19 protein-coding genes, 1 tRNA gene, 2 pseudogenes and 2 CRISPR repeat arrays (1 of these 24 cut by a window edge) are annotated in these 24,797 nt (G+C 70.3%); of the genes and pseudogenes, 3 read left to right on the top strand and 19 right to left on the bottom strand.

Annotated elements, in window-relative coordinates:
- A CRISPR array of direct repeats spans nucleotides 1–367; the repeat unit is 29 nt; unit sequence GGGAACAACCCCGCACGTGCGGGGACGAC; it reaches 515 nt to the left of the window's first position.
- A 123-nt stretch (nucleotides 368–490) separates the two neighbouring features.
- The 9 genes from cas2e to OG413_RS10120 all read right to left on the bottom strand — a co-directional run bounded on the left by cas2e (nucleotide 491) and on the right by OG413_RS10120 (nucleotide 13,724).
- The gene (gene cas2e, locus OG413_RS10160) at nucleotides 491–853 is read right to left on the bottom strand and encodes a type I-E CRISPR-associated endoribonuclease Cas2e (protein ID WP_266804452.1); all 363 of its coding nucleotides are present in this window, start codon (nucleotides 851–853) and stop codon (nucleotides 491–493) included.
- A complete protein-coding gene (gene cas1e, locus OG413_RS10155; RefSeq protein WP_266804450.1) occupies nucleotides 850–1,809 on the bottom strand; it encodes a type I-E CRISPR-associated endonuclease Cas1e in 960 nt (319 codons plus the stop codon). Before cas1e ends, cas2e begins: the two co-directional genes overlap by 4 nt.
- The gene (gene cas6e / locus OG413_RS10150) at nucleotides 1,806–2,531 is read right to left on the bottom strand and encodes a type I-E CRISPR-associated protein Cas6/Cse3/CasE (protein ID WP_266804448.1); all 726 of its coding nucleotides are present in this window, start codon (nucleotides 2,529–2,531) and stop codon (nucleotides 1,806–1,808) included. The genes cas1e and cas6e overlap by 4 nt, the downstream gene beginning before the upstream one ends.
- Nucleotides 2,531–3,349, bottom strand: coding sequence for a type I-E CRISPR-associated protein Cas5/CasD (cas5e, locus tag OG413_RS10145; RefSeq protein ID WP_266804446.1), 819 nt, complete (start codon nucleotides 3,347–3,349; stop codon nucleotides 2,531–2,533). The genes cas6e and cas5e overlap by 1 nt, the downstream gene beginning before the upstream one ends.
- Nucleotides 3,346–4,590: a type I-E CRISPR-associated protein Cas7/Cse4/CasC gene (cas7e, locus tag OG413_RS10140; RefSeq protein WP_266804444.1), complete on the bottom strand. Its 1,245-nt coding sequence runs from the start codon at nucleotides 4,588–4,590 to the stop codon at nucleotides 3,346–3,348. Before cas7e ends, cas5e begins: the two co-directional genes overlap by 4 nt.
- Before the next feature lie 109 nt (nucleotides 4,591–4,699).
- Nucleotides 4,700–5,473, bottom strand: a complete 774-nt coding sequence (casB, locus tag OG413_RS10135) for a type I-E CRISPR-associated protein Cse2/CasB (protein WP_266804442.1) — start codon at nucleotides 5,471–5,473, stop codon at nucleotides 4,700–4,702.
- Between the two features lie 61 nt (nucleotides 5,474–5,534).
- Nucleotides 5,535–10,148, bottom strand: a complete 4,614-nt coding sequence (casA, locus tag OG413_RS10130) for a type I-E CRISPR-associated protein Cse1/CasA (protein ID WP_266804440.1) — start codon at nucleotides 10,146–10,148, stop codon at nucleotides 5,535–5,537.
- 546 nt (nucleotides 10,149–10,694) lie between these two features.
- Nucleotides 10,695–12,319: direct repeats of the CRISPR family, unit length 29 nt; unit sequence GGGACCAACCCCGCAGGCGCGGGGACCAC.
- Between the two features lie 281 nt (nucleotides 12,320–12,600).
- Nucleotides 12,601–12,807: a DUF397 domain-containing protein gene (locus OG413_RS10125; RefSeq protein WP_266804438.1), complete on the bottom strand. Its 207-nt coding sequence runs from the start codon at nucleotides 12,805–12,807 to the stop codon at nucleotides 12,601–12,603.
- Nucleotides 12,804–13,724, bottom strand: a complete 921-nt coding sequence (locus tag OG413_RS10120; RefSeq protein ID WP_266804436.1) for a helix-turn-helix transcriptional regulator — start codon at nucleotides 13,722–13,724, stop codon at nucleotides 12,804–12,806. Before OG413_RS10120 ends, OG413_RS10125 begins: the two co-directional genes overlap by 4 nt.
- A 171-nt stretch (nucleotides 13,725–13,895) precedes the next feature.
- Between OG413_RS10120 and OG413_RS10115 the strand changes: the two genes are divergently transcribed.
- The gene (locus tag OG413_RS10115; RefSeq protein ID WP_323137841.1) at nucleotides 13,896–14,333 is read left to right on the top strand and encodes an ATP-binding protein; all 438 of its coding nucleotides are present in this window, start codon (nucleotides 13,896–13,898) and stop codon (nucleotides 14,331–14,333) included.
- Nucleotides 14,334–15,464: 1,131 nt separating this feature from the next.
- Here OG413_RS10115 and OG413_RS10110 read toward each other — a convergent pair.
- The 4 genes and pseudogenes from OG413_RS10110 to OG413_RS10095 form a co-directional block, all read right to left on the bottom strand.
- A tRNA-Ser gene (locus OG413_RS10110) sits at nucleotides 15,465–15,552 on the bottom strand.
- 45 nt (nucleotides 15,553–15,597) lie between these two features.
- Entirely contained in the window at nucleotides 15,598–16,026 is a 429-nt protein-coding gene (tadA, locus tag OG413_RS10105) for a tRNA adenosine(34) deaminase TadA (RefSeq protein ID WP_266810034.1), read from the bottom strand.
- A gap of 105 nt (nucleotides 16,027–16,131) precedes the next feature.
- The gene (locus tag OG413_RS10100) at nucleotides 16,132–16,710 is read right to left on the bottom strand and encodes a hypothetical protein (protein ID WP_266810032.1); all 579 of its coding nucleotides are present in this window, start codon (nucleotides 16,708–16,710) and stop codon (nucleotides 16,132–16,134) included.
- A 220-nt stretch (nucleotides 16,711–16,930) separates the two neighbouring features.
- Nucleotides 16,931–17,128 (bottom strand): annotated as a pseudogene (locus OG413_RS10095) (hypothetical protein); the annotation flags it as partial.
- A gap of 249 nt (nucleotides 17,129–17,377) precedes the next feature.
- On the opposite strand from OG413_RS10095, the gene upp reads away from it, so the two are divergent.
- Nucleotides 17,378–18,013 carry a uracil phosphoribosyltransferase gene (gene upp / locus OG413_RS10090; protein WP_266804434.1) on the top strand — a complete coding sequence of 212 codons (636 nt, stop codon included), beginning with the start codon at nucleotides 17,378–17,380 and terminating at the stop codon, nucleotides 18,011–18,013.
- Nucleotides 18,014–18,133: 120 nt separating this feature from the next.
- Here upp and OG413_RS10085 read toward each other — a convergent pair whose 3' ends face one another.
- A complete protein-coding gene (locus OG413_RS10085; protein WP_266810030.1) occupies nucleotides 18,134–18,730 on the bottom strand; it encodes a LytR C-terminal domain-containing protein in 597 nt (198 codons plus the stop codon).
- Nucleotides 18,731–18,870: 140 nt separating this feature from the next.
- Nucleotides 18,871–19,167 carry a type II toxin-antitoxin system VapB family antitoxin gene (locus tag OG413_RS10080; RefSeq protein WP_073727519.1) on the bottom strand — a complete coding sequence of 99 codons (297 nt, stop codon included), beginning with the start codon at nucleotides 19,165–19,167 and terminating at the stop codon, nucleotides 18,871–18,873.
- 103 nt (nucleotides 19,168–19,270) lie between these two features.
- Between OG413_RS10080 and OG413_RS10075 the strand changes: the two genes are divergently transcribed.
- A complete protein-coding gene (locus OG413_RS10075) occupies nucleotides 19,271–21,007 on the top strand; it encodes a helicase HerA-like domain-containing protein (RefSeq protein WP_266804431.1) in 1,737 nt (578 codons plus the stop codon).
- Nucleotides 21,008–21,210: 203 nt separating this feature from the next.
- Here the strand turns inward: OG413_RS10075 and OG413_RS10070 are convergent, their stop codons facing one another.
- The 4 genes and pseudogenes from OG413_RS10070 to OG413_RS46900 form a co-directional block, all read right to left on the bottom strand.
- Nucleotides 21,211–22,728, bottom strand: a complete 1,518-nt coding sequence (locus OG413_RS10070; protein WP_266804429.1) for a M28 family metallopeptidase — start codon at nucleotides 22,726–22,728, stop codon at nucleotides 21,211–21,213.
- A 187-nt stretch (nucleotides 22,729–22,915) separates the two neighbouring features.
- Nucleotides 22,916–23,617 carry an HhH-GPD-type base excision DNA repair protein gene (locus tag OG413_RS10065; protein ID WP_266804427.1) on the bottom strand — a complete coding sequence of 234 codons (702 nt, stop codon included), beginning with the start codon at nucleotides 23,615–23,617 and terminating at the stop codon, nucleotides 22,916–22,918.
- The gene (locus tag OG413_RS46905) at nucleotides 23,614–23,832 is read right to left on the bottom strand and encodes a hypothetical protein (RefSeq protein WP_323137840.1); all 219 of its coding nucleotides are present in this window, start codon (nucleotides 23,830–23,832) and stop codon (nucleotides 23,614–23,616) included. Before OG413_RS46905 ends, OG413_RS10065 begins: the two co-directional genes overlap by 4 nt.
- A gap of 27 nt (nucleotides 23,833–23,859) precedes the next feature.
- Nucleotides 23,860–24,183, bottom strand: a pseudogene (locus OG413_RS46900) (ATP-binding cassette domain-containing protein); the annotation flags it as partial.
- Nucleotides 24,184–24,797 lie beyond the last annotated feature (614 nt).

Here is a 24,797-nt window from a genome sequence, read left to right as displayed (position 1 = left end):
ACGGACCGCGCTGCTCCATGGGCTGTCCGCAGCAGGGAACAACCCCGCACGTGCGGGGACGACCATGACGGCGGCGCCCGTTACGGTTCGCGGCGGGGAACAACCCCGCACGTGCGGGGACGACTGGGCACGCTCCATCGTGCCGCCGAAAAATGCGGGAACAACCCCGCACGTGCGGGGACGACCGCCTGGGCCTCATCACGGACGAACGCGACCGGGAACAACCCCGCACGTGCGGGGACGACGCCCGGGGCGCCCCCGTTCTTCCACCCCGCCCGGGAACAACCCCGCACGTGCGGGGACGACCTCGGCAGCCGGGAGGACGTCGAGCGGTTCAGGGGAACAACCCCGCACGTGCGGGGACGACAGTTGCTGACCTGGGGGTTTATTCGGGCAGGAGCCTGTTTTTGCTTACTTCTTTGGATTCCGACATAACGGGCTTTTCATCCTTCTTTGAGGAAGTGCGGACGTCTTCTCTCCCCGACGCCCCCTACCGCCCTCCGTACTTCCTCCGCTTGGCGGCCTTGCTCCAGCCCTGGCGGGGAACGTCGGCCGGTCCCTTCGGGGGGTGTGGTGCGGTGGGGTTCGGGCGGTGGATCAGGGTGAGGCCCTCGTGGTCCGTCGGGTGCCACGCGTGGTCGTGGGTTTCGAACGCGTAGCCCTGCTCGGTGTTCGTCTGGTACGCCAGCAGCGCGCGGCCCTGGCCCGCGTACTGGCGGACCTCGTTCCACAGGACTTCGCGGATGCGGGTCGAAGGGGCGCCCAGGAAGACTCCGGGCGAGATCTCCAGCAGCCAGCGGGTGAGGAAACCCCGCAGGCCGACCGGGCAGTTGGTGAGGACGATGACGGTCACCAGAGGGGCTCGTCACCGTGATTGCGGCCGCTTTCGACGTGGAGGTCGCCGTCGGACTGGAGTGTGACCCGGTCCTGTGACGCGTCCCCCGTCTCGCTCGTGTCGCGCTTGCCGTCGTAGCCGAGCAGATCCTTGATGTCCCGGACGCAACGGTCGAGGAGGCCCGTCTGATTGATGCGGTCCCTGAGCATCCGGCGGGTTCGCGCCGCGACGTCGTCCACCCCCTCGACCGCCGCGTCGAAGGCGGCGGGGATGGCGATCTCCGTCTTGTAGAAGTCGGCGACGTCCATGACGAACGAGCGCTCGTGTCCGGAGTGGACGAAGCCCAGGCCAGGAGAGCAGCCGAGGGCCGCGACGACCGAGTGGGAGACCCCGTACATGCACTGAGCCGCCGCGGTGACGGCCTGATTGGGGGCGTCGCCCGCCGAGAAGTCGTCGCGGTGGTACTCACGTCGGTGCCACGGGACGCCCGTGCGTAACGACTCCCGCCGGTAGCAGTCCTTCAGGCGCCGTCCCTCCATTCCGAGGAGATCCTGCCGCGTTCGGCCCGCCGTGTCCTCGCCCGGAAACCGCAGGCGGTACATGGCACGCGCCACGTCCAGCCGGGTACGACGGTTCGCCCAGGTCGTGGCCTGCGCCTCGATCAGGCCCGAGGAACGCGTCAGGGCCCGCCCGCCCGCGTAGTACCGCACCCCGTGCTCACCGACCCACGCCACGCCCGCGCCGCTGTCGCCGAGGAGGGCCATCGCCTGGTGGGTGACGCGGGTTCCCGGGCCGAGCAGGAGGGTGCCGATCGTGGCGGACGGGATGTGCGTGACGCCGTCCGCGTCCTCCGCCGTGATCGCGTTGGAGTCCCGGTGCACGGTGCACCGCTCCAGGTAGACGAACGAGAGCCGGTCCCCGACCCGCGTGAGTTCCCGGGGCGTGGAGGCGCCACGGCGGCTGACGGTGCTCATGACTCCCCCCGTACCGGAGCCAGCGTCATCAGACCGCAGCCGTACGCCTTGGCCTTGCCCAGGCCGTGGGTGAGCGTACGGCGGAAGAGCTCCGGGTCGGTGACGCGCAGGCGGCCGTCGAACGTGACCTTGGTGATCTGTACGTCTTTGCTGCTCGGCTTGGCCGGGGGCCGGTGGAACTGGAGGGGAATGCGGTCGCGGACGATCAGCTCGTACTCGTCGCCCTGCTCCAGGAGCCGGCGCTCCACCGGCTTCCGGACGATCTCGAAGCCCGACTTCTCCTGCCGTCGGAGAAGCCATTGCATCTGGTGCTGTGTGGTCCGGTGTGCGGCGCGCTTCGTCCCCTCGCCCTCCTTGAGGTACTGGTGACGGATGTTGTGCACGGGGTTCGCCGTGAGCCTGAACCCCCAGGTGTCGCCCACATCGAGCGCCGTGAGGAACTGCTCGTACGCGAACGACGTCCAGCCGGGCTCGTCCGAGGCGGGCCAGCCCGCCTGCTCGACCAGGTGGGTCAGATCGGGGCGGGTGGGGCTGACGACGTACAGCAGCGTCTCGGAGGCTCCGTCGCGGTCCACCCGCCACAGCACCCGGGGGCCCGATCCGTCGCGGGTGGGGGGTGTGGGGAAGGACATGTTCACCGCCCCGTGCAGGCGATGCGGCGAGCCGAGCAGCTGTCGGGCGTCTGAGCGGCCGGTGTTCACTCGGAAGCGGGTGAGGTACATCAGTCGGTCCTCGGTGTGACAGGCGGTGTGACAGGCAGTGTGACGGGTGGAGTGGCAGGCGGTGTGGCAGGCGGTGTGGCAGTGCCGGGTGGAGCGGCAGGTGGTGCGACGGGTGCCAGTGGCGCGAGCGGAGCGGTCGGTTCGTGGCGTGGCGGTGCGGCGGGCCGAGGGACGGATCTGCTGCGAACGCCCCGCGGCCCGTACCGCCGATGGCGCGGGTCGAAGCTCAGGGGCAGGTCGCGCAGCGTGATGTCCGGTTCCCGGCCGGGCGGGCAGTCCATCAGCAGGCCGAGCTCCTCCTCGGACGGGCGGGACGTGGCCGCGAGGCGGTCCTTGTACCAGTCCGACGCCTCCCATTCCGCTTCGCGCAGGGCCTGTTCGAGGTCCGACGCAAACGGCTCCCCGATTGCGATCGGCTGCGAGGGCGGACAGGAACGCCGCCCGAGATAGGGCAGGAACACGGGCTCCAGCAACGCCTCGTACAGCCGCTGCACCAGCGCCGCCTCACCGCTCACGCCCGCCACGAACACCGCGTCCGCGAGGTAGAAGCGCTCCGACAACGGCATGGCCTTGTCCGTGTCGCCGTGGTGCGCCGTCTGGAAGTCACGGAGCCGCGTGCCCGGCTGATCGATCCGGACGCCGAACTCCAGCGCCGCCAGATCGGCGAGGTCGGCGTCCCGTCGGCGCCCCTGGGCTGCGGCGAGGAGGCCGATGACCCCGCTCTTCGTCGGTGCGTTCTCGGTCGTGCGGCGCGTGAAGCGGGCCGCGGACCCCCAGGACTGGAGGGGACCCGCGAGCCGCAGCAGCAGCACGCTCATGCCCCGGACTCCGACGCGAGGGCCGGGGCCTCACCCTGCCTGGCGGCAGGGAGCACCGGCGTCAGCCGGGCCTCCACGGCGTCGCCCACGGCCGTCAGCAGCTCGGTCAGGTTCACCTCGGACCCGAGCGCCGCCAGGGCGCCGGTCTCCTCGCCGACCCGGAGCACCCAGCCCTGCCCGCTGTCGGCCAGCCCGTAACTGTCCTCAAGCGTCGGTACGAAGGTGGCGAGCCGTTCGCAGCTTTCCTGAAGGAAGCCACCGGCCTCGCCCATGATGACGGGCTTCTCGAAGGCCGCGACGTAACTGACCGGCCGCCGGGAGCGGACCTTGACGATCACCGCGGTCGGCAGGGTCTGGTTGGCGAAGGTGTTGATCTTCCCGGTCGGGAGGGAGGTGATGAAGCCTTCGAGGAACGCCGTGACCGCCCGCCGGGTGGGCTCCACCGGCCGGGCCGCGTCATGCCCGGCACCCAGATTCTCCTGGAGCCGGTCGACGTCGACCGCCGCGTACCGGTAGAGGGTTGCCGAGTTGAAGTCGATGGACCCGATCATTCCGGCGCCGGTCTCGGCATCGGTGTTCTTGTCGTCCACCGCCGTGTAGTAGTCCGACTCGACCTCCACCGCGTGCACGCTCAACGCGTGCGCGACCTGGGCCGCGGCGTCCACGTTCAGATCGGTCGAGTCCGCGACCATCCGGCCGAACAGCGCGATGTCCACCGAGTGTTCGGTACGGGCGAGCTGCTTGGCCCGCGCCTTGTTCTCCTTGACCGAGAGGAACTCCTTGAGCGCCTTGACGTCACCGCCCTTGCCGCCCTCGACCGCGATCGCGGCGAGAGCGTCGAACTGCCGGTCGCTCAGGAACATCAGATAGGTGGACTCGGCGGCGGGGTCGTCCACGTCCTTCTTGTTCTTGCGATGGGGTACGACGGGCTTCGAACCGGTCGCCGCGAAGATCGTCTCCCCGGCCAGGTCCTGTGCGGCGGCAGGCGTCAGCGTCGGGTCGAGCACCAGGATGCGGTCGGCCAGGACTCCCACGACCTTCTTCGTCCGGACGCCGAGTTCGGAGGAGTCGAGCAGCTCGGTGAACGCCTTGCGGGTGGCCCGCTTCCACGCCTGGCTGGACACCCTGGAGCGTCGCACGCCTCCGTACGTCGCCGACTTCGGTGTCCCCGTGTCGTCGCGGTTCAGATTGCTCGGCGGGACGGTCTGAAGGATGTGGATGTCGAGAATCGTCCTGGTCACGCGTACTCAATTCCTCTTCGTAGAAGGTGTTCCGGATGGCGGGCAGGTCCGGGCCGAGGCCGGCGGACGGGCAGGGGACAAGGTGGTGTCTGGCTGACGCGACGTCACGTCACTCCCCTGCGGCGTAGCCGCCGTACTCCTCGGACGAGCTCAGCGACGGGTCGATCGCGTCGCCACCGTCCGTGGCACCGCCCTTGCCGCGCTTGGTGCGGGGAGGGGCGGCCAGATGGAACTCGCGTCCCCATTCGCGCTGCACGGCCGCCCGGTCGGGCCGGTACTGCCACCGGTGGAGCTGGCCGGCCAGACGTCCGTAGTCGAGCGGAACCTGGGCGGTGCGCAGGAGCAGCACGATCTCCCTGAGCCGTACGGCGACGGACTCGATCGACTCGGCGGTGCCGACCCGGACCAGGCGTGTGCGCAGGGGCGAGCCCTCCTCCTCGGCGCCCGAGTCGCCCCTCGACTCCGTCTTCAGCCGGATCAACGCGCGGACCGCCCCGCCCAGAGACCGCCTTTTGACGTGCATGCCGTGTTCGCGTCCCGACTGCTGATGCAGCGCCCACAGGGTCGAGGCGAGGAAGACCGCGTGCTCGGCGTCCGTGCGGCGGGGGAAGTCCCGCCGGCCGGCCAGCAGGCCGGACAGTTCCTCCAAGCTGCCGATGCCCCAGAGGTCCTGGACCTGGTGCGCCCGCTTGCCCGCCCCGCGCCGCAGCCGGGCCAGCTCCGCCACGGCCGCCGGGTTGTCCTTGAGGTACAGAGGCTGAACTCGCGCGATGTAGGTGTCCGTCGCCTGCATGACCAGGGCGTGCACCGAAGGCGGTTCGGCCCGGCCGCCGCTTGAGGGGGCGGGGCCGTCGGTGGCTGCGCCGGTCGTCGTCGTGGTCATACCGTTCCGTCCAAGGGGGCTTCGTCGGGCTGGGAGGCCAGGCCATGGCCTCTCGTCTGGATCAGGCCTGGGGCGCGGGTGAGTCCGGTGAGTCCGGCGAGTCCGGTGGTGGCTTCGGCAGCACCTTGTTGATCCGGGTCCGGAACCACAGGTCCGCCCGCGAGCTGTCGACCCAGCGCTTCCCGACCTGGGGCAGCTCGACCACCCGGCCCTCCGCCGCGGCCCGCCCCGCCGAGTCGAGCAGCTCACGGCCGAGGTTCAGCACGACGCGGCGTGCGGTGGCCTGCCACGCGGCCCGCGCCGCATCCGGATCCTCGGCCTCGCCGAGGCCCGCCAGCCATCCCCGGTACGGTCCGTCCAGCGCCCCGAACCCCAGATCGCGGGCCGTGTCCGTGGGCGGCCCCGGCTCCGAACCGGCCGCACGCGCCAGATTCCCGGCCAGGTGCCCCAGAGCCGCCACGGCCCGCTCGGCGTCCGCCACCGCGGCGACCGCGGCCGCGCCGTACAGCGGGCGGTCCTGGTGGAGCAGCACGACCGGCAGGGTGACGCCGTCGTCGACCACCTCGTCCACCACGGACTGCTGGGTCCCGTACACCGCGCCGATGAGCCGCGTACGGATCAGCGACTGCTTCGGCAGGACGTCCTCATTGGTCAGCAGGGACAGCCACTTCACCACCCCGGAGGGCAGGCTGTGGTCGGTCCCTCTGCCCGTCGTGTCGCTGTCCGACTTCTGCGCGCGCAGCAGGCTCGCCAGACCGCGCCAGGCGGCCCGGTTCGGATCGTGCTGGCGCGGCAGGTAGATCAGCGGGCGGCCCAGTTTCTTCTCCTGCGCCTGGCTGCGCCGCCAGCCCGTCATGGGCTCCGCCTTCCACCGGTTGGCGGGGGCGAGCGGGTCGCCGTAGCCGAGGACGACTCCTGTGACGTCGTCGCCCTCGGTGTGGAGGAGCAGTCGCCGGGACTGCCAGGTGTAGAGATCACGGGGGCCCGCGGGCCGGGGTACGGACGGGTCGGCCTCCAGCACACCCGCGCCGGGCGGTGTCTCGCGGCGCCAGACGGGCAGATCAGCCTTCCGGTCCGACGTCAGGATGCCCTCGTCCGTCGGAATCAGGTTCAGCAGGAGCGTCTCGCGCAGCGTGGCGCCTTCCGCGAAGACGCCGCCGAGACCGCCCGCCCATCCCACGCCCTGCGGGTACACCTTCCCGCCCTTGACCCGGGCGTCGCCCTCCATCCCGGACTTGATCCCGGACGAGTCGTACGCGTGCGTGTGGACCAGCCAGCGAGCCGCTTCGGCGAGGCCCAGCCGGTCCACACCCGGCCGGCGCATCGAGAAGAACGCCTCTCCGTTCGGTACGTCGGCGACGATCCGGTTCAGCGAGGCGACCTCGTTCTTCGCCGTGTGCAATCCGGCGACCTGGAAGAACGGGCGCTCGGCGTGGAGCAGGTCGAAGCGGTCCCGGTGCCGGTCGAGGTATCCGGCGACGACACCGAAGGGGTCCTTCGCCGCTCTCAGCTCCTCCCAGTCCTCCAACTCGGCCGGGGCACCGGTCGATCCGCCCCGCGCCTCGTCCAGCGCGTCGTACAGAATCGCCAACAGCAGCCGCAGCAGGGCCAGTTCTTGAGTGGGGAGATCGCCCACCAGCCGCCGCACCTTGTCCGCCTGGGCGAAGACGTCCAGGAGTGACAGTTCGACGGTGGTTCCGTCCTCGCGCTGGACGGGCAGCCAGGGCCGGGAGACGAGATCGAAGGAGGGCGCCATAGGGCCGGGCCTCTTTGCGTGGGGCGCGCCGACGGGGGCGGTGCGAAGTCCGTCGGCCGGGCTGTAGTGGAGTTCGAAGCCTGCCAGGCGGGTCCGGCACTCCTCGTCGAGGACGAGCAGTAGTTCGCCCGCCAGCCAGGGGCATTCCTTCACCTGCCAGGCCGGTACGACCCACCGCTCAAGCTCCGCGATGGTCCTGTCGATGGCACCCGGATGGGTGAGCGGCCGGGGGAGCGTCAGCGCGCTCGCGGCGACCGCCTCGGCGGCCTGCCGGGTGGGAGGCGCGTGTTCCGGGAGGGACAGCCCGCCGCGTCCTGCGTCGAGCCAGCCCACGGTGGTGAGCCCGCCGTCCTTGTGCCGCTGGACGACCAGTACTTCCAGGGTCTCCTCGCTGTCGCGCACCTGGGCCCGACCGCTACGGCTGTCGTCGGCGTCACCGGCGTTGGCGTCCAGCCAGCCGAAGACGGGCCGCCCGGCTCTCCGTACCGGCCCGAGCCGGAACACGTCGGCGCGCTCCCGCTTGTCGGCGAGCCGGGTCTCGTACGCACGCCGGGCGTCGGCCAGCGCGGGCCCCCACCGGTCCGGGCCGACGGGCCGTTCGTCGTAGGCGGCCTGGACCAGCGGGCTGATGTGGTCGGGCAGCACCACCGGGGCGCCGTCGAGATGCGGCCCGAGCACGGCCAGCGCCCGGAGCAGGGTGTGCGGCCCCTGGTAGACGGCGAGCGAACCGCGCACGGGCTCCGGCGGGTCGGCGCTCCAGTCCGCCACGCCGGTCACCAGGCAACGGGCCCGTACGAGCAGGGGCGGTCGCGTACGCGGATGGCGGTGCAGCCGCCCCATGCGCTGGAGCATCAGGTCCACGGGTGCCAGATCGGTGACCAGGAGATCGAAGTCGATGTCCAGCGACTGTTCGACCACCTGGCTGGCCACGACGATGTGCGGCCCGGCGGGCCGGTCGCCGCCGGGGCCGAACCGCTCGCGCAGGTCGGTGTCCTTGCGCGCCCGGTCGGCCGCCAGGAACCGTGAGTGGGCCACGGTCACGGCATCCGCGCCGAAGTGATCCCGCAGGTGCTCGGCCGCCTCCAGCACGCGGTCGACGGTGTTGCGTACGACCAGGGCGCACCCGCCGTCCCGGAGTTCGTCGGCCAGCCGCCGCACCAACCGCGAGGGATCGTCATCGAGCCGTTCGAGCGCCACTTCGGTACGGCGGCCCGAGGCGGGTTCGGGCCGCGCGGTGATTACGTCCCCTCCGGGCGCGGCGGCGGTGATCAGGGGGTAGGCGTCGTCGGGCAGGTTCAGGGCGTCGGCGAGTGCGCCCGTCTCCTCACCGGCGTACGCGGCGGCCAGCTCCCTGCGCCGCTTGGCCGGAAGCGTGGCGGAGAGCATGACCACGGGAACCCGGTAGGCCGCCAGCCACTCCAGTACGCGGTCGAGGTAGGCGCTCATGTACGCGTCGTAGGCGTGCACTTCGTCGATGATGACGACCTTGCCCGCGACGGCCAGGTGCCGCAGCGCCAGGTGCCGGCTCTTGAGCCCGGCGAAGAGGACCTGGTCGATGGTGCCCACGGCGAACGAGGCGAGCAGCGCCTTCTTCCGGCCGCGCAGCCACTGGTGGGCGTGGAGCCCGGAGGGGTGGGACGGGTCGGCCGCCCCGGCGCGGGAGACCGTGTCGTCCGGGCTGTCCAGCTCGACGGCCGCGATCGTACGGTGACCGGCCTTCGTCATCCCGGACCAGACCTCGTTGAGGGCGGACTTGGCGTGGGCGAGCACCACGGACCGGGGCCCGTCCGCCGGGAGCCGCGCCAGCCAGCTCAGCAGCCTGGGGAACATCGCGTCCCCGGTCGCCCGCGTCGGCAGCGCCACGAGGACGCCCCCGGCCCCGGACCGGGCCGCCAGGATCTCCGCCGCCGCGAAGGCCGCCTCGGTCTTGCCCTCGCCCATGGGCGCCTCGATGATCAGCAACCCGGCGGGGGCCATCTGCCGGGCCACGCGTACGGCTTCCTCCTGTACGGGCCTGACCGCGGCGCCGTCCGGAAGTTCGAACCTCTCCCGGAACAACTCGGCCGCTGTGAAGGCTGGTTGTTCCGCCGCCCACGGTCCGGGCAGATCGAGCCCCGCCCAGGCGGCTTCGAGCCGCCGGGCCTCGCCCACTTCCCCGAGCGGTGACCAGGAGGACGGATCGTACGGAAACAGCTCGGAGGCGCTGGCGATCCAGTCCGAGACGATCACGATGGCGGTGAGCACCACCTGCACCGGCTGGGGAAGCCGTACGGACTGCCAGTCCGCGAGCCGCTCCGTGACCCCGGCCCGCCGCGCGCACGCGTCCATGAGCTCGTACTGCACCGAGCGCCAGGTGTCCTCGCTGTCACCTCTGGTGCGCAACAGCCGTGGATGAAGGCCGAGATCATGAATCTGCTGATGATCCGGCGGCGTCCCGTGATGCCCGCCCGCCACGACGGCGAACTGCCCGGAAGCGCGCCCGCTCCACCCGAACCGCTCGGCCAGCCACTCCTGGAGAAGCAACTGCCCGGCCAGCCCGTGCGGGGCCATCCTGCGGTCCACGCCGAACTGCTTCTGATACGGCAGGTCGAGCCCGGCCCGCCGCATCCGATCGGCGAGCCCGTCCACCTGGCAGGCGAAGGCGGGCGTGGCCTTGCCGATGTCATGGACACAGGCCAGATAGACGGCGACCTGCCGGGCATCGGCGGCGCCGCCCGGAAACACGTCCGCGACGAGCGCTTTCACGTTGGCAGGCACCCATGCGTCCCACAGCCTCCCGGCAACGGCGGCACTGTCCGCCATATGCCGCCACAACGGCAGCCACTCCTCGGTCTTCCGATCGTGCTTGCCCCAGGCGGTACGGGATGCTGCGGACAACTCGTTGTACGCGGTGGGACATTCGGGAAAATCGCTGGACATGGGGCCATTCGATAGCGCGTGGTGCGGGGTGAGGCGGGCTATTCGAAAATGGGTGAGAACTGACCGAAGGTGACTGTTTGATGCTCAAGGTCTTTGGTTATGGACGCTGGGTGGCTTCTTGGTTGCGAAGCCTGTTCGGTCGGCTGCCTGCTACTCGTGGGGCTGATGGGTGGGGTGTGGTGCTGAGGGGTGTGGGCGCTTGACGTCGTACCTCATCGCCCGGCACCGAGGGGGCTCCGTCCGCCTGGAACGGGCCCTGTAGGCGCGGAGCGCCGCGACGATCCCGATCTCCGGGACGTGGGGGACGCGGGGGTGGTAGGCGTGGAGCGGCCGGCCCGTGCCGGCGGGGACCACGGCCGATGAGAGCGAGCACAAGACGCGGCGCTGCGTACGCGAGGCTCGCGACGCTCGACCGTGCGGTGCGGTGCGGTGGCGGCTGGAGGGCCAACCCCGTGTGTACGGGGACCACGCCCCGGACGCTCGGGGCGCAACCCCGCTTGTGTGCTGGGGTGACCCGGTCCGGAGCCAGGGCCTGGGCGAGTCGGGAGGACCACCCCCGCTTCTGCGGGGACCAACTGATGTTCACCGGAAAGCTGTTCCCGTACCAGGGGTCAACCCCGCTGCGCGGGGACCACCGCGACGGGCCCCCGCGAGGGCCAGGGCTCCGCCGGACCAGCCCCGCAGGCGCGGGGACCACCTGCCTCCCCTGGACCGGTACTTCCTGCGCTCGGGACCAACCCCGCAGGCGCGGGGACCACGACGGGCGTCTGTGCTGCGTCGCTCAGTGAGCGGGACCAACCCCGCAGGCGCGGGGACCACGACTGACGGGCAAGGACGTCGTCGTCACACAGGGGACCAGCCCCGCAGGCGCGGGGACCACCGCGGGCAATCGCAAGCGCCGGCGGACTTCATGGGACCAACCCCGCAGGCGCGGGGACCACCGGGTGTACCGGGCGAGAATGCGCGTTGCGAAGGGACCAACCCCGCAGGCGCGGGGACCACCCCGACCGGGCGAACTGCGGGCTACAGGGCGCGGGACCAACCCCGCAGGCGCGGGGACCACGTCTGGGGGAAGACGGATGCCGAAGTCATCGCGGGACCAACCCCGCAGGCGCGGGGACCACTCGGGCCATGCTGCCAAGGTGAGGCGCAAGACGGGACCAACCCCGCAGGCGCGGGGACCACGTCTGGGGGAAGACGGATGCCGAAGTCATCGCGGGACCAACCCCGCAGGCGCGGGGACCACTCGGGCCATGCTGCCAAGGTGAGGCGCAAGACGGGACCAACCCCGCAGGCGCGGGGACCACCGCGCCGTCAGCCACGCCGTGATGCCCGTGCTGGGACCAACCCCGCAGGCGCGGGGACCACCCAGCCCGGATGCCCGGACGACGTCCAGGAGGTGCCCAATGGGGACCAACCCCGCAGGCGCGGGGACCACGCGCAGGGTCAAGCTCATCCCCTTCGACGCCACGGGACCAACCCCGCAGGCGCGGGGACCACCGCTGGCTCTACCACCTGGCCAAGCCGACCGAGGGACCAACCCCGCAGGCGCGGGGACCACGCGGTCACCTGCAACACGTCCCGCCGCAACGTGGGACCAACCCCGCAGGCGCGGGGACCACACCGGCACCGTCGTCGCCTGGCCGTTCGAGAAGGGACCAACCCCGCAGGCGCGGGGACCACAGCGGCTCGTAGTACCGCAGGATGGCCGCACAGGGACCAACCCCGCAGGCGCGGGGACCACGGAGAAGCACCAGCAACTCACCAGCCGACCCGGGGACCAACCCCGCAGGCGCGGGGACCACCCTCTACCTGACGGTTGGTCGGGGCCCCCACCGGGACCAACCCCGCAGGCGCGGGGACCACCCTCTACCTGACGGTTGGTCGGGGCCCCCACCGGGACCAACCCCGCAGGCGCGGGGACCACCCCATCGAGCTACTGATGCGCCAGAACTCGGTGGGACCAACCCCGCAGGCGCGGGGACCACGTCGCATCCAGAGGACAAGCAGCACCCGTCTCGGGACCAACCCCGCAGGCGCGGGGACCACTCCATCGGGATCAGCCGCGCCCGGCGGGCCCGGGGACCAACCCCGCAGGCGCGGGGACCACTCCGGGACGACCAACGTCGTATCGAGGACATTGGGACCAACCCCGCAGGCGCGGGGACCACAGTTGCTGACCTGCGTGTTTAGGTGGGCCGGGGCCTGTTTTTACCTACTTTGCGAAACTCCGACATAGGGAACTTTTCGCCACACTTCAGCGGTTCCTTGACGTGTGTCGTACCTGCGGTTCTCATGTGCCTCTGTGGCCCGCTATTCGTTGAGCTAGCCGTAGCTACCGTAGCCACCGGACGCGGCCTCCGTCGCGGGTCGCTCTTCGACGTCAACGTACGTGCCAGATCGCGAACGGCGCAGGCGCACCGCAGGAGCGGCCGCCGCGCGTCGCGGCGAATCACAGGCGCCCGGTTGCGACCGCCCCTACCATCGCCGTGAGCGCCTCATTACTGAAGAGCAGGGCGGGGCCGGCCGGGTACTTGCTGTCGCGGATGGCGACAGCCGACGGGCTGACGGTGCCGCACTCGACGCAATCGGACTGAGCGTGTGAGGCGCTGGACTTCCACCAGGTCACGGCCAGAGTTGAAGAATCGGCGATAGTCATGGTTTTTGGTCCCTTGCGTGTGTGATCAGGTCAAGTGACTGCTCGACCGAGAGCGCGGCGGCGGTCAACGACTCGTGCGCGTCGGCATACGTGCTGACCTGCGTCGCGTCTTCGACATAGAGGGCGCTGGTCAGCTGTTCAAGGTGCACCACACTCAGCTCTGCAAGCTCCCCGAATCCGAGGATGGAAAAGCTGCCGGTCTGCCCGACGGTGAGCGGCGCGGTGATCGGCAGCACTTGAACATCGACGTTGGGCATAGATGCGAAGTGCACGAGACGTGACAGTTGGTCATACATCACCGAAGCGTCGGGGAGCCGGGTGCGGAGAGCGGCCTCACCGATGATTGCGCGTAGACGCAGCGGCTCGCTGCGAGACAGCACCGACTGCCGGGCAAGCCTGACCTCGACCAATGCTTGTACGCGGTCGGTGATCGCCTTCGACATTGCGGTACTTGCGATTGCGGCATGCGCGTACTGAGGGGTCTGCAGCAGTCCTGGGATGGAAGCGAGTTGCCATGTGCGGATCGTGCTTGCCTCCGCTTCGAGGCTGATCAAGTCCTCGTACACCGGTGACAGAACAGACCGGTACGACTGCCACCATCCACGCTGCGAACCTTCACGCGTGAGGCGAATCATGTCGCGGCGGACGTCTGCGTCGGAGACTCCGTAAAGGTCGAGCAGTACCTCGACATCGCTGGCCGACGCTGCATTTCGCGCCGTCTCGATACGCGAGAGCTTTGCAGGCGAGATCCGACCGCTGGTGCTCTCCGCAGCTTCTTCCTGCTTGAGCCCGAGCTTTTCCCGAATCGAACGCAAGGTTCGGCCAAGCTGCCGCCGTCTGACTGTCGGTGCCGACACGTACCCTCCCGCCTCTTTCTGGCCGCGTTCAGTCTGCCGCGCTTCCCGCCGTGCTGTCACCTTCGAACACCTCTTCCTTCCGGCCGTTCTCTCGGTGTGGTGCAGATTTGCACATTCGAGTGAATGACTTGCAGGGCTCTCTGTCGAGCGTCACTCTAGGTGCAAGAGTTGCAGTCGTGCCGATACAGAGCGATGCGCGTCTGGTCGGCCCATACGCGAGGGGTCCGCACGATGGCCATGCATTCGCGAGCGTTACCGCCGACCCACCCCTGTGGCCCGCCTGTCGTGCCGCCGCAGGCGATCTATTCCGCTGAGCCTGAGTCCGTGCGGGCTGCTCGGCGTTACGTGAGAGAGGCGGCTGCCTGTCAGGAGCCGTCCGTCACTGAGGACGCGCTCGGCACCCTCGAACTTGTCGCGAGCGAGCTGGTGACCAATGCGGTGCGGTACGGAACGGAGCCGGGCGACTCGCTGATGGTGAAGGTGGAAGCCCAGTCGGGAAGTTGCCGCATCGAGGTGCACGACACCTGCCGCAGGAAGCCGCGCAGCAGGCCGGCATCGGACGAACGGGTCCGTGGCAGGGGGATGCATCTGGTCGAGGCACTGGCAGTGCGGTGGGGTGTGGACGACCGCCCGTTCGGCAAGATCGTCTGGGCGGTGGTCGTGTGGTGAGCGAATCGTGGCAGCCAGTGGGCGATGACGTGGTGCTGTATCGGGCTCTGCTCGACCACGCGGTGCTCTGTCAGGCGTGCTGGCGGTGCGGCGAGTGCCTCCACCTGATCCGCCTGCGAGAACTGGCACATGCTGCCGCAGGTGTTCGAGCCTCACGGCTGGGCGCCATGCCTGACCGGTCCGAGGCCACGCTCGTGGACCCGGAGAGCGCGTCGTGCCGAAGCGTGAAGATCATGGATGCCTCGGATGCGCACGGTCTGTGCTTTCGAGCGGAATGCACGTGTGACTGGCATCAGGGATCGCCTTGGCCAAGCTGACGGGGATGAGTGCTCCTGGGGTGAGGAACACTCTGGGAGCGCTCCGTCTTCATCCCACCGCTGCATGATGCGGTGGGCCGTGTGGTGCTGACAGTCCCATGCGCCGGGGACCGTGCCTTGGGTGCGCGGCTGGTGATGGCAGTTCAGGGCCTACCCGCTGGCACGCGGCATTACCTCGGTTCTTTACGGCGTAAAAGTCCGGCCGGACCAACGCCTCGGGCGCGCGGAGAGCCGCTAGGAGCGCCGAGGACAGACGGAGCGTGCGGGGAGCAGGCGATATCGCCTTTTCTGGTGTGGCGGGGATGAACTGACCCCGTATTTGCGGGGATCACACCTCCGTGTCCCGGTCGGACTGCACCACGGCGAGATCAACCCCGCAGGCCCGGGGACCATCACTCGGCCGGGTCCTTGTCAGATTTGGACCGGGGACCAACCCCGCAGGCGCGGGGATCACAACTGGTCACGGACCTTGACCGGAATGGCGTCAGGACCAACCCCGCATGCGCGGGGATCACGTCCGGCCGGGCACGCTGTCGGGTCGAAAACCGGGACCAACCCCGCATGCGCGGGGATCACAGTTGCTGACCTGTGTGTTTAAGCGGGCAGGACCCTGTTTTTACTTACTTTGCGAAACTCGGGCATTGGGGACTTCCTGCCTGGCAGTGGTGCCTCGGTGCGCGTTGCCGTTGCGGTTCTCATGTGCCTCTTTGGGCCGCCGTATATGGAGGTAACCGTAGTCACCGACCCGCTCGTCCGCCGGGAGACGCGCGAACGCCCCCCTGATCTACGTTTCCGCAGTTCAGGAGGGCGTCGATGGCGGTAGCGGAGGGATTTGAACCCTCGGTGAGTTTCCCCACACTCGCTTTCGAGGCGAGCTCCTTCGGCCGCTCGGACACGCTACCGAGAGAGAGCTTAGACCATCCTGGGCCGTGGTTCGAAATCCAATCTCAGAGCGCGCGGAAGAAGGCCGTCAGCTGGGCCGCGCACTCCTCCTCCAGGACGCCGGGGATGACCTCCGGGCGGTGGTTGAGGCGGCGGTCGCGTACGACGTCCCAGAGGGAGCCGGCCGCGCCCGCCTTCTCGTCGCGGGCTCCGTAGACGACCCGGGCCACGCGGGACTGGACCAGGGCGCCCGCACACATGGTGCAGGGCTCCAGGGTGACCACCAGGGTGCAGTCGGTCAGGCGCCACTCGCCCAGTGCTGAGGCCGCTCGGCGCAGGGCCAGGATCTCCGCGTGCGCGGTCGGGTCGCCGGTGGCCTCGCGCTCGTTGTGGGCGAGCGCGAGCGGCGTCCCGTCCGGGCCGAGTACGACGGCGCCGACCGGCACATCGCCGGACGACGCCGCCTGCGCCGCCTCGGCCAGGGCGCGGCGCATCGGGTCCCGCCACGGATCCCGTACGGGGTCCCGTACGGGGTCCCGTACGGAAGCGGCGGCGGGTGTGGTTGAAGGTTTCGGCGGTCGGGCGGTCACCCGCGGACCCTAACGGACGGTCTCCAGGACCTCGGCCGCTCCCAGCGCGTCCGCGATCTCCACCAGTGCGTCGTTCCGCAACGTCAGCAGCTCCTTCTCGGACATCCCGAGGTCGGCGAGGACCCCGAACTCTCCGATCGGCCCCGCCGGTACGGCGTCGGGGTCGTCGTCCGGGTCGATGGGGTCGATGGATTCGGCTGCGGGAGCGGACCGCCCGCTCCCGATGGCCACGCTCGGCTCGTCGTCCTCCGTACCGTCGAGGTCGACAAGCTCCTCCAGCGCGGCGATCTCGTCCTCGGCCCCCGGTTCGCGGCCGAGCAGTTCGTCGGTGAGCAGGATCTCCCCGTACGAGGAGCGGGCGGCGGCGGACGCGTTCGAGACATAGATACGCGGGTCCTCCTCACCGTCCACCCGGACGACGCCGAACCAGGCGTCCTCCTGCTCGATGAAGACCAGGACCGTGTCCTCGTCCACCGAGGCTTCCCGGGCCAGATCCATCAGATCGGACAGGGTCTCCACATCGTCCAGCTCCGTGTCGCTCGCTTCCCACCCGTCTTCGGTGCGCGCGAGCAGTGCGGCGAAGTACACCGTGACTCTCCCACTGGTCATAGGTGAATCGGTCCGGCGGGAGGGCAGACGGTGAATCCGGCTGCTCTGTGCCCCGCCCAATCGGCATCGTGGCAGAAACAAGCGCCTCGCGAGACCTCTTCCGGCGTTGCGTCGGCCATCAGTTCCAGGAGTGCCTGCTCGGCGGTGGTTCTGACGTGGGTGTTCCGGCGCGGCGACCGCCACCCGTTCGCCGTGGCCGTCACCAACGGAACGTGCGCATCCGCATCTGTTGGCGCATACGGGCCGCGCGGGCCCTGCGCGGCTGGACCCGGTCGCGCAGCTGCTTGGCCTCATGGAGCTCGCGGAGGAAGTGGGCGCGTCGTCTGCGCCGGGCCGCGTCACTCTCCTGCGCGTCCCGCACGTCCGGTGCCGCGTCCCGCGCCTCGCGCGCGTCGCGGGCCCGGGGTGTCCCGGACGCTTCCGGTACGTCGTGTGCCCGGGGTGTCCCGGATGTCTCCGGTACGTCGCCTGACCGAGGTGTCCCGGACGTCTCCGGAACCTCGTCCCGGGGACGCTCCCGATTCCTCTGCTCCCCGTCCTGCATCGACACACCACCCCAACGCCGGGTCCGTATGTCCCCACCTTCCCCCCGAACAGGTGGTTGATGCCAGCGCAGACTGCCGAGAGGCGCGGTTACTGTTGACGCATGCGGATCCACGTCGTCGACCACCCGTTGGTGGCGCACAAACTCACCACGCTGCGCGACAAGCGCACCGACTCCCCGACCTTCCGGCGGCTCGCCGACGAGCTGGTCACCCTCCTCGCCTACGAGGCCACCAGGGATGTGCGCACCGAGCAGGTCGACATCGAGACCCCGGTGACGCGGACGACGGGTGTGAAGCTGTCGTACCCGCGGCCCCTGGTCGTGCCGATCCTGCGCGCCGGTCTCGGCATGCTGGACGGCATGGTGCGGCTGCTGCCGACCGCCGAGGTGGGCTTCCTGGGCATGATCCGCAACGAGGAGACGCTCCAGGCGGAGACGTACGCGACCCGGATGCCGGAGGACCTCTCCGGCCGCCAGGTCTATGTCCTGGACCCGATGCTGGCGACCGGCGGAACCCTGGTCGCGGCGATCAGGGAACTGATCAAGCGCGGTGCGGACGATGTCACCGCGGTCGTGCTCCTCGCGGCGCCCGAGGGCGTCGAGGTGATGGAGCGCGAGCTGGCGGGCACCCCGGTCACCGTGGTCACCGCCTCGGTCGACGAGCGGCTCAACGAGCACGGCTACATCGTGCCGGGGCTGGGAGACGCGGGCGACCGCATGTACGGCACGGCGGGCTAGAGCCCGCTCGGCTGCGGCACGGCGGGCTCGTTTTTCGGGCGCGGCGGGATGGGGCGCGGCGGGTCCGGGCGTGGTCCGTCCCGCCGTCGCCCGGATTCCTCGGGAGTCGCGGGTGCGGCTTCAGCAGGAGGACGGGGCCGGAGCCGGCTTCGACAGGGCCGTGAGCGCCGCCGCGGCCGCCTTCGGGGTACTGAACGCCGTGAACTTCGTCCCCAGAATCAGATCGACGTCCCCGGTCTTTCGGGTGTCGGTCTTCAGCGCCGTGCCCGGCAGCTGCGTACCGAGTACCGGGAAGGTGCCGTTCGTCGCCGCCGGTGCGCCCAGCAGCATCCCGGGGCCGGGGACCTTCTTGTCGTACGCCGCCGGGGCGTTGCCCACCTTGCCGATGGTGAAGCCGCGCTTCTTCAGCTCGTCCGCGGCGGCCTTGGCGAGCCCGCTGCGGGGTGTCGCGTTGTAGACGTTGACCTTGATCCCGGCCGGTTTCGGCAGGGCCTTCGCGGGCGCCGACGGCTTCGGGGCCGGGCAGTCGCGCTTGTGGTCGGCGGCGCTCGCCTTCTTGTCTCCGCCGGTGAAGACATCGATGAGCTGCAGCGTGCCCCAGCCGGCCAGGCCGAGGGCGACCACGGCGGAGATACCCGCGAGGACGAACCTGCGGCGGTGACGGGGGCGGCGCATCCGTGGGAACTTGTCGCCCGTGATGCGGTACTTTCCGCCCATGCCGGGGGGAGTGAGCATGCTCATGGGCGCAGCGTAGTGCGACCTGGTGATGATGCGTACTAAATGATCAATGGATGGCACCCGCATGCGCACTAAAGCACCCGAAAGGCCGGAATCGGCTCGGGGATGAGCGGGGTGGGTCAGCCCATTTCCAGGACGCGGGCGTGCAGCACCTGGCGCTGCTGGAGCGCCGCGCGGACCGCGCGGTGCAGTCCGTCCTCCAGATAGAGGTCGCCCTGCCACTTCACGACATGCGCGAACAGGTCACCGTAGAACGTGGAGTCCTCGGCGAGGAGGGTTTCCAGGTCCAGTTGGCCCTTGGTGGTCACGAGCTGGTCCAGACGCACCGGACGCGGCGCGACATCCGCCCACTGTCGGGTGCTTTCCCGGCCGTGGTCGGGGTAAGGCTTCCCATTTCCGATGCGCTTGAAGATCACACGGAAAGCCTACCGGCCAAGGGGCTCCGGGCGCAGCCAGGGAACGCTACTGCGATGCTGGACGAAATGTCATATAGCGCGTGATGTCGGGACAGGGGTTGCCATGAGCGGGAGCGGGAGCGTGAACACGTCCGAGGGCGCGGACTCCGGCGCGGGCTCCGGCGCGGGTACGGATACGAGTACGGATACGGGCTCCGGCGCGGGTACGGATACGGGCTCCGGCTCCGGTTCCGGCGCTGGTGCCTTGCCGCAGCCGGCCCGGGACATCGCCGCCGGGTACGCCGTTTCCGGCACCGCCCTCGATCTCGGCGCGCTCCTGTGGGACGGCGCCTGCCTGCCCGCGGCACAGATCCGTATCCCGCTGGGCATGCTCAACCGGCACGGACTGGTCGCGGGCGCCACCGGCACCGGGAAGACCAAGACCCTCCAGCTGATCGCCGAACAGCTCTCCGCCAACGGGGTGCCGGTCTTCCTCGCCGACATCAAGGGCGATGTCTCCGGTATCTCGGCCCCCGGCCTGCCCGGCGACAAGGTGGACGAGCGGGCCGGGCAGGTGGGCCAGACCTGGCGGGGCACCGGCTTCCCGAGCGAGTTCTACGCGCTCGGCGGCATCGGGACCGGCATTCCGCTGCGGGCGACCGTCACCAGTTTCGGGCCGGTCCTGCTCTCCAAGGTGCTCGGTCTCAACCAGACCCAGGAGCAGTCGCTCGGGCTGATCTTCCACTACGCGGACACCAAGGGCCTGGAGCTGGTCGACCTCAAGGATCTGCGGTCCGTCGCCGCGTTCCTCGTATCGGACACCGGGAAGGCCGAACTGAAGGGGATCGGTGGGCTCTCCACGGCCACCGCCGGGGTGATCCTGCGCTCGCTCACCGCCTTCGAGCAGCAGGGTGCGGGCGACTTCTTCGGGGAGCCGGAGTTCGACACCGCCGACTTCCTGCGGCAGGCACCGGACGGGCGCGGTCTGGTCTCCGTACTGGAACTCGCCGCCGTGCAGGACAAGCCGCAGCTCTTCTCGACCTTCCTTATGTGGCTGCTCGCCGATCTCTTCCACGATCTGCCCGAGGTCGGCGATCTCGACCGGCCCAAGCTCGTCTTCTTCTTCGACGAGGCGCATCTGCTCTTCGACGACGCGTCGAAGGCGTTCCTGGAGTCGATCACCCGGACCGTGCGGCTGATCCGTTCCAAGGGGATCGGGATCTTCTTCGTCACGCAGTCCCCGCAGGATGTGCCCGCGGCGGTGCTGGGGCAGCTCGGCAGCCGGGTGCAGCATGCGCTGCGCGCGTTCACGCCCGATGACGCGAAGGCGCTGCGGGCGACGGTGAAGACCTTTCCGAACTCCCCGTACGACCTGGAGGAGCTGCTCACACAGCTGGGCACCGGCGAGGCCGTGATCACCGTGCTGAGCGAGAAGGGGGCGCCGACGCCGGTGGCGGCCACCCGGCTGCGGGCGCCGCAGTCGCTGATGGGGCCGGTGGCGGCGGACGCGCTGGACGCCGCCGTGAAGGGATCGCCGCTGTACGGACGTTACGCCGAGGCCGTGGACCGTGAGTCGGCCTACGAGAAGCTCGCGGCCCGGGAGGCGGGTGGGGCGAAGGAGGGCCGGGGGGCCCAGGCGGCCCAGGGGGCTAAGAAGGCTCAGGAGGCGGCTGACCGGGCGGCGGTGGAGGAAGCCGTGAAGCCGTCGCGTACGCCCGCCGAGCGCGGCAAGGACGATGCCTCGCTGGTCGAGCAGGTGGTGGGCAGCGGGATGTTCAAGTCGCTGGCGCGGTCGGTGGGGACCCAGCTGGGGCGGGAGATCTCCCGGTCGCTGTTCGGTACGGCACGCCGCAGGCGCTAGAGGGCCGGAGCGGTACGGAACCGGCCGCCGCCGAAGGCGAAGGCGAAGGCGAAGGCGATGGTGGTGGCGAGGCGAGGACAGGCGGCCGACGCTGGTGCGCGCCGGCCGCCCTGGGGCGTGCCCGCCCGGGGGTGTGCCCGCCCGGGGTGTGCGGGCCCGGGGCGTGCGGGCCGTTCCGGTGTCCGTGCCGCTTACTCGGTGACTTACTCGGTGACTCCGTGCGCGTGGCCGTCGCGCAGGCCGCCGCCGCTGCCCGGCCCGCCCGTGGTGGGCGTGGAGGTGACCGGGCGGGTCAGGGAGCTGATGTCGTGGGCGTACGTGCCGACGGCGTTGGCGATCACGTCGATGTTCGTGTCGAACAGCGCCATGTCGATGTTGTCCAGGTCGTCGCAGGCCGCGTGGTAGCACGGGTCGAACGCGACTCCGGCCTCACCGCCGAACTTCTCCGCCTGGGCCGGTGTCTTGATCCCCTCGGCGCCCGTGTCCGTACCGCCGGAGGGGATGCCGACCTCGATGAACGGCCCGTAGTCGGAGCGCCCGGTGAAGTCCGTGCCCTCGTGCGGCGTGTTCTTGCGGTCGAGGAAGTCGTTGATGTCGCGCTCCAGTTGGGCGGAGCCCTCCGGACCGGGGCCGTCGCCCACCTTGTCGGAGTCGTCGCCGTCGAAGACGAACTGCGCGCCGTTCGGCGAGGCGATCATGTCGAAGTTGAGGTACAGCGCGACCTGCTTGCGCTGCGCCTCGGTGAGCCCCGCGACGTACGCCTCCGAGCCCAGGAGGCCGTTCTCCTCGGCCGACCACCAGGCGAACCGGACCTTGTTGGCGACCTTGTTCTTGGACTTGGCCAGTTCCAGGGCGACTTCGAGCAGACCGGCCGAGCCGGAGCCGTTGTCGTTGATGCCGGGGCCCTCGGTGACCGAGTCCAGGTGGGCGCCGAGCATCACGGTCTTCGCCGCCTTGCCGCCGCGGGTCTCCGCGATGACGTTGCGGGTGGAGCGCTTCTCCTGGAGCTCCCGGATCTCGAAGGCGACCTTCACCTCGCCCTTCGCCAGATCGGCGACGAGCTTCTCGCCCTCGGCCTGGGTGAGGCCACCGGTGGGTATCTTGCCGGAAGGGGCGTCTCCGAGGGTGCCGGAGAGGACCCCTTCGGTGTTGTTGTAGATGACCGCACCGGCCGCGCCCGCCGTAGCGGCCGCCGCCTGCTTCTCGGCGAAGGAGCAGCCGCCGCGCTTGATCAGCGCGATCTTTCCGGTGAACGTCTCCGAGGCGTAGTCGGCCGCCTGGCATCCCGTGGTGTCGTCGACCGGAACCCCGGCGAGCGGCGCCGTGAGGCCGCCCACCTTGGTGGACGGCGTGTACGTCATCGCCTTGATGGAGACGTCGCGGGGCGTGGGCGAGACCACGGAGAGCTTCTCGGCGAGCGTCTCGGTGTAGGTGAAGTCGAAGGTCTCGTACGAGACCTTGTAGCCGGCCCTCTGGAGCTGGCGGTACACATACGCGGCGGAGGCGTCGTGGCCCAGCGAACCGGCGGCGCGGTGGCCTCCCGCCGAGTCGGCTATCGCCTGGAACTGCTGGAGGTGCCGGTACGCGTCCTGCGCGGACGAGCGCTGCACCAGCTTCCGCGACAGCTTGGCGGCGTCCTTCGCGGCGTCGTGCGAGGACGGGTGGCCTTGGTGCGGGGACGCGGCCATGAGGAGCGGCGTGGCCAGGGCGGTGGCGGCCACAACAGCTATGGCTCTGCGACGTGTTGCGTGCACAGGGGTCCTTCCGGCGTGAACGGATGTGGTGGGAAAGTTAGCGAGTGAGGTGAGTTCTGTGAACCGCTGTGGCCGTTTGTGATCAGTTGTTATTCATCGAGTGGCCGCTCAGGGGTGCCCTGGAAGAGCCCGTCGATGACTGGCCGGTCCGTGATCACTTCTTCGCACTCTTCTTCGCGTCTTTCTTCGCGCCCTGCTTCGCGGTCGCGGTCGTTGTCGCCTTCGCGGTCGCCGTTGTGGTCGTCGCCTTGGCAGTCTTGGCCGCCTTGGCCGCCGCTTTCGCCTCCTGCTTGTGCGCACGCACCTGGGTGAGGGAGTCCGGGCCGGTGATGTCGGCGACCGAGCGGTGCGAGCCCGCTTCGCCGTACGGACCGGCCGCCGCCCGCCAGCCCGTGGGCCGGACGGCGAACTGCTTGCCGAGCAGTGCCAGGAAGATCTGCGCCTTCTGGGTGCCGAAGCCGGGCAGTGCGTTCAGCCGTTTCAGCAGCTCGTCGCCGGTTTTCGCGTCGGTCCACACCGCGCTCGCCTCACCGCCGTACTCCGCCACCAGGAACTGGCAGAGTTGCTGCACCCGCTTGGCCATGGAACCGGGATAGCGGTGCAGGGCCGGTTTGGCGGTGAAGAGTTCGGTGAACGCCTCCGGGTTGTAGGCGGCGATCTCCCCGGCGTCCAGGTCGTCCCCGCCCATCCGTTCCGCCAACGTGAACGGGCCCGTGAACGCCCATTCCATCGGTACCTGCTGGTCCAGCAGCATCCCGACGAGGGCGGCCAGCGGGCTGCGCCCGAGGAGCTCGTCCGCCTCGGGCCGCTGGGCGATCCGCACCGTGATGTCCTTGCCGCTGTCGCTTCGCGTCATCCTCCGATGATCCCGAGAGCACCGGAGGACGGCGACTCCAGCTGCTGCTGATGGGCGAGACGGAGGCAGCTCACGCGGCCGAACGCCGCCCGCATCCGGCGGTCGTGGGTGACGACCACCAGCGTTCCGGTGTACTGGGCCAGCGCCGCTTCGATCTCTTCGGTCAGGGCCGGGGCCAGGTGATTCGTCGGCTCGTCCAGGAGCAGCAGATCCACCGGGTTCGCTATCAGCGCGGCCAGTTCGAGCCTGCGCCGGCCGCCGATGGAGAGCGCGCCGACAGGCGTGGCCAGGTCACGCGAACGGAACAGGCCGAGGGCGAGCAGTTCGTCGGCCGCCTCCTCGGGGTTGGCGCATCCCCTGGTCGCGGCGAAGGTTTCGAGGACCGTACGGGCCGCGTCGTCGCCCTCGGGGCGTGCGGTGCTCTGGCGCAGGAGGCCGACCCGGTCCGGGCGACGGACCGTGCCGCGCTCGGGGACCAGCTCGCCCGCGAGGACCTGGAGGAGGGTGGACTTGCCCGCTCCGTTGGGGCCGGTGACCGGGAGGCGGTCGCCGGGGGCGAGGTGCAGGACGTCGAGGGTGAGACGGCCGGGGACATGGACGCCGGTGAGCTGGGTGGCGGCGGCCTCGGGGGTTGGGGCCGGCGTTGGGGAGGGGGATGTGGTCGGGGCCCGTCCTGGCGTCAGGTCCGGGGTCGGGGTCGGGGCCGGAGCCGGGATCGCTCCGGTCGGTGCGTCGGTGCGTCGGTGCGTCGGTGGGGCCTTGGATACGGCCGGTGAAGCGCAGGGGCCGCGGCGGTGGCGGCACCGGGTTCGAGGCGAGCCGGTGCAGATGCTCGCGGGCGTTGCGGATACGGCTCATCGCGCCGTGGGACCGCGACCGCGCCCGGAACGCCCTCGCGCCGATGAACGAGGCGGGCGCCTTGCACGGGATGGCGGAGAGCAGCCCGATGTTCGAGTCGGCGAGCGCGGAGTACCGGGCGTTCTCGGCCCGCCACTGTTCGTACCGGCGTTGCCGGCGCGCCCTGGCGGCGGCCTGCGCGGCGAGGAACCCCGCGTAGCCGTTGCCGTACCGCTCGACCGTGTGCCCGGCGCCGTCGACCTCCAGGATGCTCGTGGTGACCCGGTCCAGGAAGGCGCGGTCGTGGGTCACGGCCACGACCGTCCCCGGGTGGGCCAGCAGG

Origin of the sequence: Streptomyces sp. NBC_01433, assembly GCF_026340105.1 — a bacterium.
Taxonomy (GTDB): Bacteria; Actinomycetota; Actinomycetes; order Streptomycetales; family Streptomycetaceae; genus Streptomyces.
Note: the sequence above shows the minus strand (reverse complement) of the source record. Positions and strands in the feature narration are given on the sequence as shown.

Excerpts from the sequence above, each read along its gene's own strand:
- tadA (WP_266810034.1), bottom strand. The coding sequence starts at position 16,026 with ATGCGCCGCGCCCTGGCCGAGGCGGCGCAGGCGGCGTCGTCCGGCGAT.
- OG413_RS10085 (WP_266810030.1), bottom strand. The coding sequence starts at position 18,730 with ATGGGCGGAAAGTACCGCATCACGGGCGACAAGTTCCCACGGATGCGC.
- cas6e (WP_266804448.1), bottom strand. The coding sequence starts at position 2,531 with ATGTACCTCACCCGCTTCCGAGTGAACACCGGCCGCTCAGACGCCCGA.
- OG413_RS10125 (WP_266804438.1), bottom strand. The coding sequence starts at position 12,807 with ATGACTATCGCCGATTCTTCAACTCTGGCCGTGACCTGGTGGAAGTCC.
- upp (WP_266804434.1), top strand. The coding sequence starts at position 17,378 with ATGCGGATCCACGTCGTCGACCACCCGTTGGTGGCGCACAAACTCACC.
- OG413_RS10065 (WP_266804427.1), bottom strand. The coding sequence starts at position 23,617 with ATGACGCGAAGCGACAGCGGCAAGGACATCACGGTGCGGATCGCCCAG.
- OG413_RS10115 (WP_323137841.1), top strand. The coding sequence starts at position 13,896 with ATGGCCATGCATTCGCGAGCGTTACCGCCGACCCACCCCTGTGGCCCG.
- cas1e (WP_266804450.1), bottom strand. The coding sequence starts at position 1,809 with ATGAGCACCGTCAGCCGCCGTGGCGCCTCCACGCCCCGGGAACTCACG.
- OG413_RS10075 (WP_266804431.1), top strand. The coding sequence starts at position 19,271 with ATGAGCGGGAGCGGGAGCGTGAACACGTCCGAGGGCGCGGACTCCGGC.
- casA (WP_266804440.1), bottom strand. The coding sequence starts at position 10,148 with ATGTCCAGCGATTTTCCCGAATGTCCCACCGCGTACAACGAGTTGTCC.
- cas5e (WP_266804446.1), bottom strand. The coding sequence starts at position 3,349 with ATGAGCGTGCTGCTGCTGCGGCTCGCGGGTCCCCTCCAGTCCTGGGGG.
- casB (WP_266804442.1), bottom strand. The coding sequence starts at position 5,473 with ATGACCACGACGACGACCGGCGCAGCCACCGACGGCCCCGCCCCCTCA.